The sequence below is a fragment of the Paraburkholderia sp. USG1 genome (genome assembly GCF_031570135.1).
GTDB classification, from domain to species: Bacteria; Pseudomonadota; Gammaproteobacteria; order Burkholderiales; family Burkholderiaceae; genus Paraburkholderia; species Paraburkholderia dioscoreae.
The window spans coordinates 342,582-352,704 of sequence record NZ_JAMWXW010000006.1 but is presented as its reverse complement, the minus strand read 5'-3'; the positions used below and the strand labels follow the sequence as shown (position 1 = coordinate 352,704).

Genomic DNA, 10,123 nt, shown 5'->3' with positions numbered 1-10,123 from the left:
AAAACGTTCTTGGCAAGGTCAAGGCCAATGGTCGCGATCTTCATGATGCTCTCCTTCGCGCTAACGTTTGAGACCCTTACTTTGGCATATCCGTACCGCAGGAGAGGGGGCGTCCATTCCATTAACCCGCTACGTGCCCGCTCACCCTCCTTGCAAGCGAGTGTCGGGCGATCCAGTTAAGTTTCGGGAGATCGCACCATGAGCAAAATCGGAAAGAACACCCAACCCGCCTCACGTCCGCCAGTCGATGCCTTGCAGTACGAAAAGCTTGCACTGTCGGCATTCGGTTCGTGTGAACGGCAGTTGACTCAACTCAACCGCTTGGCGACGCTCGCGACTTCGATATATAGGAATCCTGCATTGACGAACCACGAACGACGCAGCCGGCAAGTGCTGCTCGAACTGCTGGTTGAAACGTGCGAGGAGTACGAGCGGGAAGTGGAAGACGACCGCGAGTTGTATCAGGTGATTGCGCTCGATGCGCGAGGGATTGCGCATCGGCGGATTACGGCGGGCGCAGCGGCGAAACTGCTGGCGGAGGCGGGGCAGAAAACCACGCAGGCTCGCGCGGACGCTGAATCGTGCGAAGTTGCGACGCGTAAGGCGACACACGAGAAGGCAGATGCGGTGATTGCTGCGACGGCTCACTGATAGCCCTTGCAGTCCGGTCCAGCAGATGTAAAAGGAGGCGCGAGCAAATCGCGACTTCAATAGCGTTCAAGTCAAAAACGGCGGTCTGCAAGCAGGCCGCCATCTGTCTTTCTCATCGGCGAACCATTTGTGCCGACATGACCCGCCAGCCTTCCGGTTTGCGGACGAACACATCCGTGAACGAATAGTTCACCGGTTGGGCAGTCGCGTCCCGTTTGAACTGATTGGTACCGGTGACTATGGCCGTGTCACCGTTCACGCGCACATCCATATCGATCAGAGTCTGGGTCGAACCTGGCGGCGGCGGCGACGCCAGCAGTAGGTCGGACTTGCTCCGACGCATGCCATTGGGCGCGGTCTCCACGAAAGAGTCGTCGAGCAGTTTATCGAGCGCAACGCGGTCGGTGTGGGTGGTCGCGGTGATCCACGCGTGCTCCAATGTCTTTAGCGTCGCATCATCCGGGTCCGCCGCAAATGCGGGCGTAGCCGTCAAGCAAAGTAAAAGAGCGCCGAACGCGGGACGGAAAACGGACTTCATGTCGTTGGCATCAATAATTTTCATTGTACTTATTGAATTTGATTTTCTGGTTGGTTGGCAGGTGCGGCACGCCTGTATTGCCGTGCGGTGCTTTCGGATGTTTCAGTGTTGCTGTTGAGAAATTTTTTGAATAATTTCAGTTGTCTCGGTGCAATTGAAAAAATTCTAGTTATTTTTGAATGAATAAAAATAAGAAAATTCTCAATCTGTCTGTATTTCTCAGCTCCGCAGCTACTTCAATTCAATAGCGGTGGCAGCTTCTCCCTTCGAGTTTCGCATTCTTCCTAAGGATGCATGACCGATGCGCAATAGCGCGCGGCTCGGTCGCATTTGCGCTGCGGCGATTCGACGCAATGCGAGGCGACGTCTGCACGATGTGTCGGTTAATTCGCACATCCACGCATTCGGATGAACTGTTTGAGATAAGTCCTATTCAATGCGCATTTCACTGAGTCTATCTTTGCGACATCGCCGCATGCATTAATGAGATTAAAGAGAAAATTCTCATTTTCCCAGTTGTTTTGAAAATCGGTTGATTGCGATTGGATGTCTGGGATGCCACCTCATGGCCGACAGCGCGGCGCCGAATGGGTTACCTCATCTTAAATAGGCAGGATTGTGAACAAGTCGTACAAGACCGTTTGGAATGAAACGACCGGGACGTATGTCGCGGTCTCGGAAGTGGCGAAGGCGCGGGGGAAGAAGAGCAAAAGCACGAGAGCAAGTTTGGCGGTGCTGCTGGCAGCTGGGGTAGGGGGCCTTGCGTCACTGCAGGCGAACGCCGGAGCGCTTGACGGTGGCATCGCTAATGGAAATTCAACTTCGGAAGCGATAGGCGCCGGCGCAACGACCGGCGGAGGCTGGGACGTCGCACTTGGGAGTAATGCGACGACGATTGCTTCCCCAGCAAGCAATTCGCCCGGTGCTATCGCGATTGGCGGAGGAGCAAATGCGTGGGGCGCCAATAACATCAGTTCCGGCGCAAACGTCGCAATCGGCTATCAATCAGTTGCTGGTCGGTCCGACAACAGCATCTCGCAGGCAACTGCGCTGGGTACCAAGGCACAAGCGACGGACTGGGCAACGACCGCCATCGGCGAGCTTGCGATTGCGTCGGGTACTTACTCGACGGTGGTGGGATCGCAATCAAATGCGACCGGAGCTCAATCCACTGTAGTCGGTGCGTTCACGAACGCCTCCGCAACCAACTCGACTGCCATTGGCGAGGGCGCGAACGCGTCGACTACGGGTTCAGTTGCGCTGGGATATAAGTCAACGACGTCTGCGAATCTCTCGTCAGCGGGTTACAACCCGGGCAGCGGCACGCTGTCGGGCACGGCTTCCGCGACCAACGGCGAAGTGTCGGTGGGCTCGGCAGGCAAGGAGCGTCGTGTCACGAATGTGGCGACCGGTTCGGCGGCGACGGATGCAGTGAACGTGAGCCAGTTGCAATCGGAAGACGGCAAGGTCGACCAGCAAGGCACGACGACGGCGGCAGCATTGGGCGGCGGCGCAGCCTACAACAGCACGACGGGTGCGATCAGCGCGCCAAGCTACGCACTGACGAACGCGAACTCGATCGCGGGTACGACGGGCGCGGCGACCAATGTCGGCTCCGCTTTCAGCACGGTGGATACGGCGCTGGGCAAACTCAATACGTCGATCAACAACATCAACAACGGTGCGGGGATCAAGTATTTCCATGTCAATTCAACGTTGGCGGATTCGTTTGCACAGGTGTCCGGTGGGATCGCGATCGGCGGTGGGGCAACTACGCCTTTAGTCAGTGCTGCACATGATTCCATCGCAATTGGCACCAATGCGACCGGTAAAGGCACTAATTCGGTCGCCTTGGGCGCTGGGGCGACTACGGCTTATAACCAATTTGTCGGTTACGCTACCGACCTGGTCGCGATCGGCGCCAACGCAACTGCCAATTTCGATCAAAATATTGCCATTGGCGGTAACTCGATGGCTGGCGGTGTAGGGGCCGGCGCCGGAGCGATCGGCATTGGCGAAAACGCCACCTCGACTGGTACATCGGCAATTGCGATAGGTCAGAAGGCACAGGCCGCGGCGGCGAATGGCACTGCGATTGGCGCGTTGGCGACTGCCGCAAGTCAGTATGATGTGGCGCTCGGTCAAAACGCGTTGGCGAAGAACACGACGGGCTATTCAGCAACGGCGCTGGGCACGGGAACGGCGGCAACGGCGGACTATGCGGCGGCGGTTGGCGCAACCTCGAGCGCGACGGCCGCGGGCGCCACGGCGACGGGCTTCGGCGCCAAGGCGACAGCCAGCAATGCGCTGGCGATCGGCTACGCAGCGAATGCGAGTGCGGCGAACTCGGTAGCGCTCGGCGCGAACTCGACGACGACGGCCAACCTGTCGTCAGCGGGTTACAACCCGGGCAGCGGAACGCTGTCGGGCTCCGCATCGACCGCTAATGGCGAAGTGTCGGTGGGGGCATCGGGCACGGAACGTCGTATCACGAACGTCGCGGCGGGTTCGGCGGCCACGGACGCGGTGAACGTGAGCCAGTTGCAGTCGGAAGACGCGAAGGTCAACACGATCAATAACAACGTGAACAACCTGAGCACCAGCGTCACGAACATCGCAGGCAATGTCACCAACATCAGCAACACGGTGAACAACATCACCAACGGTGGAGGTGTGAAGTACTTCCATGCGAACTCTACCCTGGCGGATTCGTCGGCGACGGGGACGGACGCGATTGCGATTGGCGGGAATGCAACGGCAAAAGGTGTGAGCAGCATTGCAATGGGCAGCAACGCGCTCAGCGGCACGGGCACGATGGGCGAGGGGAACATTGCTGTTGGTGAGAACGCCGCGATCAATAATGCTGGCGCAGGTGCGATCGTAATCGGACGCAATGCCAACATCCAGTCAAACGGTGGAAACCCGGCCGTGACGGGAGCGGGTGCCATCGTGATTGGCGACGCAGCGACGTCGTACGGCAACAACTCGACGGTTATCGGGACTGGCGCGTCCAGCAGCCATAGTAACAACACGGTGGTGGGCAATAACGCGTCGGCGACAGCCAACGCCGGTGGCGTTGCGGTAGGCGACAGTGCGCAAGCCAATGGCAGCGGCAGCCTCGCGCTGGGCCAGGGCGCGGTTGCCAGCACGACCTCCAGCGTGGCGCTGGGTGCGAATTCGACGACGACGGCGAACCTGTCGGCCGCGGGTTACAACCCGGGCACGGGCACGCTGTCGGGTACGGCATCGACAGCCAATGGTGAAGTGTCGATGGGTTCGGCAGGCAAGGAGCGTCGTGTCACGAACGTGGCAGCCGGTTCAGCGGCAACGGATGCGGTGAACGTGAGCCAGTTGCAGTCGGAAGATGCGAAGGTGAACACGATCAACAACAACGTGAACAACCTGAGCAGCAACGTCAGCAACCTGTCTTCCAACGTCACGAACATCGCTGGCAACGTCACCAATATCAGCAGCACGGTGAACAACATCACCAACGGTGGAGGTGTGAAGTACTTCCATGCGAACTCTACGCTGGCGGATTCGTCGGCGACGGGTAAGGATGCAGTGGCGATTGGCGGTAACGCAACGGCATCGGTGGCGAACTCGGTAGCGCTGGGTGCGAATTCGACGACGACGGCGAACCTGTCAGCCGCGGGTTACAACCCGGGCAGCGGCACGCTGTCGGGCACGGCATCGACAGCCAATGGCGAAGTGTCGGTGGGTTCGGCAGGCAAGGAGCGTCGTGTCACGAACGTGGCAGCCGGTTCGGCCGCAACGGATGCGGTAAACGTGAGCCAGTTGCAGTCGGAAGACGCAAAGGTGAACACGATCAACAACAACGTGAACAACCTGAGCAGTAACGTCAGCAACCTGTCTGCCAACGTCACGAACATCGCGGGCAATGTCACCAACATCAGCAACACGGTGAACAACATCACCAACGGTGGAGGTGTGAAGTACTTCCATGCGAACTCTACGCTGGCGGATGCGTCGGCGACTGGGACGGACGCAGTGGCGATTGGTGGTAACGCAACTGCGTCGGTAGCGAACTCGGTAGCGCTGGGTGCGAATTCGACGACGACGGCGAACCTGTCGGCAGCGGGTTACAACCCGGGGAGCGGCACGCTCTCAGGCACGGCATCGACAGCCAACGGCGAAGTGTCGGTGGGTTCGGCAGGCAAGGAGCGTCGTGTCACGAATGTGGCGGCCGGGTCAGCGGCGACGGACGCAGTGAACGTGAGCCAGCTGCGGTCGGAAGACGGCAAGGTCGACCAGCAAGGCACGACCACGGCGGCAGCTTTGGGCGGCGGCGCGGCCTACAACAGCACGACTGGTGCGGTGAGTGCGCCGAGCTTTGCGCTGCCGAACGCGAACGCGATCGATGGCACCACGGGCGCTGCGACCAATGTCGGCTCGGCCTTCAGCACAGTGGATACGGCGCTGGGCAAGCTCGATACGTCGATCACGAGCATCAACAACGGGGCAGGGATCAAGTATTTCCATGTGAACTCGACATTGGCGGATTCGTCAGCAGCGGTTCCCAATGGAATTGCTATTGGCGGCGGCGCGTCGACCCCTTATTTCGCCGGCGAGGTTGGTAACACCGCAATTGGCACGAACGCGCTGGCCAAGGGCATGAACTCTATCGCACTAGGCACGGCGGCCACGACGGCCAGTAGCTGGTATACCGGCTTTGGTAATGATCTGATCGCCATCGGCAACAATGCCGCGGCCAACTTCGATCAGAACATTGCAATCGGCGGCAATTCGGTAGCTGGCGTCAAGGGAGGTGCTACCGGAGCCATGGCCATCGGAGAAAACTCTACAGCCTCAGCAAGCACCTCCGCGGCGCTGGGTTCAAATGCAACGGCCTCGGCAGGTAACTCGGTAGCGCTGGGCGCGAATTCGACGACGACGGCCAACCTGTCGGCCGCGGGTTACAACCCGGGCACGGGCACGCTGTCGGGCACGGCATCGACAGCCAACGGCGAAGTGTCGGTGGGTTCGGCAGGCAAGGAGCGTCGTGTCACGAATGTGGCGGCCGGGTCAGCGGCGACGGACGCAGTGAACGTGAGCCAGTTGCAGTCGGAAGACGGCAAGGTCGACCAGCAAGGCACGACCACGGCGGCAGCTTTGGGCGGCGGCGCGGCCTACAACAGCACGACTGGTGCGATCAGCGCTCCGAGCTACGCGCTGACGAACGCGAATGCGATCGCGGGCACGACGGGCGCGGCGACCAATGTCGGCTCCGCTTTCAGCACGGTGGATACGGCGCTGGGCAAACTCAATACGTCGGTCAACAACATCAACAACGGTGCGGGGATCAAGTATTTCCACGTGAACTCGACCGGAGCCGATTCGACGGCGTCGGGCACTAACGCCGTTGCAATCGGCACCGGGGCAACGGCGGCAGCTGGCAATTCAATCGCCATTGGTTCGAACGCCATGACGACTGGTGCGAGCTCGGGTTCGGCCGTTGCAATCGGCGATGGCGCAACCGCAAACAACGTCAGTGCGGCGATGGGATATCACGCTGCGGCAGGCGGCGACAATTCGGTCTCAATCGGCCGCGATAGCAATGCGTCCGGTACGGGCTCGGTGTCGCTTGGCAATGCAGCCACCGCGTCTGCAGCGAATTCGGTAGCCTTGGGCAAGAATTCGACGACGACGGCGAATCTGTCGGCCGCGGGTTACAACCCGGGCAGCGGAACGCTGTCGGGCTCCGCATCGACCGCTAATGGCGAAGTGTCGGTGGGGGCATCGGGCACGGAACGTCGTATCACGAACGTCGCGGCGGGTTCGGCGGCCACGGACGCGGTGAACGTGAGCCAGTTGCAGTCGGAAGACGCGAAGGTCAACACGATCAATAACAACGTGAACAACCTGAGCACCAGCGTCACGAACATCGCAGGCAATGTCACCAACATCAGCAACACGGTGAACAACATCACCAACGGTGGTGGCGTGAAGTACTTCCACGCGAACTCTACCCTGGCGGATTCGTCGGCGACGGGGACGGACGCAGTGGCGATTGGCGGTAACGCAACGGCCTCGGCGGGCAATTCGGTCGCGCTCGGTGCGAACTCGACGACGACGGCAAACCTTTCGGCAGCGGGTTACAACCCGGGCAGCGGGACGCTGTCGGGTACGGCATCGACAGCCAATGGTGAAGTGTCGATGGGTTCGGTAGGCAAGGAACGTCGTGTCACGAATGTGGCGGCGGGCGTGGCTGCAACGGATGCGGTGAACGTGAGCCAGTTGCAGTCGGAAGACGCAAAGGTGAACACGATCAACAACGACGTGAACAACCTAAGCAGCAACGTCACCAACATCGCGGGCAACGTCACGAACATCAGCAACGTGGTGAACAACATCACCAACGGTGGCGACGGCATCAAGTACTTCCACGCGAACTCGACGCTGAGCGTGGGCGCAGCGGGTAGTGAGCGCACGATCACGAACGTGGCGGCTGGCCGCGTGAGCGCGACGAGCACGGATGCGGTCAATGGCAGCGAACTGTATGCAACCAACCAGCAGGTGACGCAGAACTCTACCGACATCACCAACCTGACCAACACTGTCAACAATGGTGGGGCGGGCCTGGTGAAGCAGGATGCGACGACGCGCAACATCACAGTCGCGAAGGACACCAACGGTACGGTGGTGGACTTCACGGGCACGGCGGGTGTGCGCAAACTGACGGGCGTGTCGGCAGGCGACGTGAACGCGAAGAGCGTGGACGCCGTGAGCGGTTCGCAACTGTACGCACTGGCCAGTTCGACGGCGGATGCGATGGGCGGCGGTTCCTCCGTGAACCCGGATGGTTCGGTTACAGCTCCGTCGTATGTGGTGAATGGCACGACTGTCAACAACGTGGGTGACGCGATTACCAACCTTGACGGCCGCGTGGCGCAGAACTCGACTGACATCACCAATATCAACAACACGCTGAACAACATCAGCACCGGTAGCGGCGTCATGTACTTCCACGCCAACTCGGGTTTGGCTGATTCGCAGGCGACAGGCGCGGAGTCGGTGGCGATCGGCGGTAACGCCCGGTCGCAGGCGGCGAACTCGGTTGCATTGGGTTCGAATTCGGTGGCTGACCGTGCCAACACGGTGTCGGTGGGCGCGGCCGGTGCGGAGCGCCAGATCACCAATGTGGCGGCCGGTACGGCGGACACGGATGCAGTGAACGTCGCGCAGTTGAAGGCGTCGGGCGTGATCAATACGGATGGCACGACCAACGCCGCCGTCACGTATGACCACAACGCGGACGGTTCGGCCAACTACAACACCGTCACCATGGGTAACGGTGTGGCAGGCGGCACGACGATCCGCAACGTGGCGGCAGGCTCGGCCGGTGACGATGCGGTCAACGTCAGCCAGATGAATGCGGCGATCTCCTCCGTTAAGAATCTCGCTATCTCGGGCGGCAATCCGATGTTCGCAGCAGACGGCAACCGTGACACGGAAGCCGCGCTCGCCAGCGGCACGCATTCGACGGCAATGGGTGCGAATGCGCGGGCGACCGGGGCCAACTCGGTGGCACTGGGTGCGAACTCGGTGGCGGACCGTGACAACACGGTGTCGGTGGGCTCGGCGGGCAACGAACGTCAGATCGCCCATGTCGCAGCAGGTACGGCAACCACCGACGCGGTCAACGTCGGCCAGTTGAACGAGGCGATCGGCGCGTCGGTGGGCAACCTGCCGGCCGGCACGTCGGCGAAGGACTATACCGACCAGCAGATCAACGCGGTGCAGAACGGCGTGAATCAGGTCGCGCGGAATGCGTATGCGGGTATCGCGGCGGCTACCGCGCTGACCATGATTCCGGACGTCGATCAAGGCAAGACGATCGCGGTTGGTGTCGGCGGTGGCTCGTACAAGGGTTCGCAGGCTGTGGCGCTCGGCGTCTCGGCGCGCATCACCCAGAACCTGAAGATGAAGGCCGGCGCGGGCACGAGCTCGCAAGGCACGACGGTAGGTGTGGGTGCGTCCTACCAGTGGTAAGTGCCATGACGGGTGGGGCGTGAGTCTCGTCCGTCAGCCTGGTCTGTTTTGACTTAACAGCAAGCGCGCTCTTGTCCGCAAAAAACACGCGGCAAGGGCGCCGCTTCAATCGACTGAATTCCCGAAATGAACACCACTCTTTCCAAGTCTCCGCGCGTGCTGCTACTCGGCGCGCTCGTGACATTTCTTGCTGCATGTACCACGCAGTCGGGTCCAACCTATACGCTTCGCGCAGTGAGCGTGCCGAACCAGCAGGCGCCGATTTATCGGGTCAACTGCGAGGGACTCTTTGAAAGCGCGAAGAGTTGCGTGCGTGTGGCGGGGGAGACCTGTAAGACTCAACCTGTGACATGGCTCGAAGCAGTGGATCGCGTGAGCGACGCCGCACCGAAGAAGGATCCGCGCGAGTTGACCTTCATGTGCGGCAAGCCGGTTGTGGAGCAACCGGTTTCGCAGCCGCCGGTTGCGCAACAACCGGTTCCGCCGCAGCCCGCTGCGCAGCCGCAAGCCAAACAGGCGGTGCCGCAGGTTCGGTTACTGCTGCAAGGCAACGCGAACTTCGCAACGGATAGCGCAATGCTTAGCCCCATTGCAAAGAAAAACCTCGACCACTTCATGAGCGTGAATCAGGGCATCAACCTGCATCGCTTGACGGTGGTGGGTTATACCGATGCGACAGGTTCGGAGGCGCATAACCTGAACCTCTCCCAGGCTCGTGCCGCCGCTGTCGTGCAATATCTGCGCGACGGCGGGCTCCACGTCGACCAGTTCGTCGCGCGAGGTCTGGGGAGCGCCGATCCGGTTGCATCGAATGCCACGGCCGAAGGCCGCATGCAGAACCGCCGCGTCGACGTCCGCGTATTTGCGGAGTAAAGAGCAGCGCGCATTGTTTGATCTCAAAGGCCTGCCATCGCGCAGGCC

General features: G+C 60.7%; 4 protein-coding genes and 1 pseudogene. 4 read left to right on the top strand and 1 reads right to left on the bottom strand.

Annotation, left to right across the window (positions count from 1 at the left end; genetic code table 11):
• Positions 1-198: 198 nt before the first annotated feature.
• Complete coding sequence (locus NE850_RS11180; protein WP_165187053.1) at positions 199-651, top strand: hypothetical protein; 453 nt, start codon at positions 199-201, stop codon at positions 649-651.
• A gap of 112 nt (positions 652-763) precedes the next feature.
• Here NE850_RS11180 and NE850_RS11175 read toward each other — a convergent pair whose 3' ends face one another.
• Positions 764-1,213, bottom strand: a complete 450-nt coding sequence (locus tag NE850_RS11175; RefSeq protein WP_007180401.1) for a nuclear transport factor 2 family protein — start codon at positions 1,211-1,213, stop codon at positions 764-766.
• Between the two features lie 594 nt (positions 1,214-1,807).
• On the opposite strand from NE850_RS11175, the pseudogene NE850_RS39445 reads away from it, so the two are divergent.
• The 3 genes and pseudogenes from NE850_RS39445 to NE850_RS11165 all read left to right on the top strand — a co-directional run.
• A pseudogene (locus NE850_RS39445) lies at positions 1,808-1,942 on the top strand (ESPR domain-containing protein); the annotation flags it as partial.
• Positions 1,922-9,202: a hypothetical protein gene (locus NE850_RS11170; RefSeq protein WP_405044823.1), complete on the top strand. Its 7,281-nt coding sequence runs from the start codon at positions 1,922-1,924 to the stop codon at positions 9,200-9,202. The pseudogene NE850_RS39445 and the gene NE850_RS11170, both read left to right, overlap by 21 nt.
• Positions 9,203-9,328: 126 nt before the next feature.
• Positions 9,329-10,075, top strand: a complete 747-nt coding sequence (locus NE850_RS11165) for an OmpA family protein (protein ID WP_007180404.1) — start codon at positions 9,329-9,331, stop codon at positions 10,073-10,075.
• The last annotated feature ends 48 nt before the right edge of the window (positions 10,076-10,123 follow it).